Genomic DNA, 331 nt, shown 5'->3' with positions numbered 1-331 from the left:
ACTACCGCCGAAGCCGCCGCGCTGAGCACCGCGCAAGTGGCCGCGCTGTCGACCGATGCCATCGCCGCGCTGGAAACGGCCGACCTGTCGGCCATCAAGACGGCCGCTGTCGCCGCCCTGAGCTCCGGCCAAGTGGCCGCGCTGACCACCGCCCAGGTCAACAACCTGGCCACCGCCTCGCTGGCCGCGCTGAGCACCGCCGGTATCGCCGCACTGACCACCAACCAGGTCGTCGCGCTGACCTCGGCCCAGCTGAGCAGCCTGGCTTCGGCCCAGGTTGCGGCGCTGAGCAGCAACGCCATCGGCGCCATCGAGACCGCCGACATCGTCG

At 71.6% G+C, this 331-nt stretch carries 1 protein-coding gene; it reads left to right on the top strand.

Annotation, left to right across the window (positions count from 1 at the left end; genetic code table 11):
- The coding region (locus KVP70_RS33505) for a hypothetical protein (protein WP_217946743.1) at positions 1-331 on the top strand (331 nt) is incomplete at both ends.

Origin of the sequence: Duganella violaceipulchra (assembly GCF_019166075.1) — a bacterium.
GTDB classification, from domain to species: domain Bacteria; phylum Pseudomonadota; class Gammaproteobacteria; order Burkholderiales; family Burkholderiaceae_D; genus Rugamonas; species Rugamonas violaceipulchra.
Note: the sequence above shows the minus strand (reverse complement) of the source record. Positions and strands in the feature narration are given on the sequence as shown.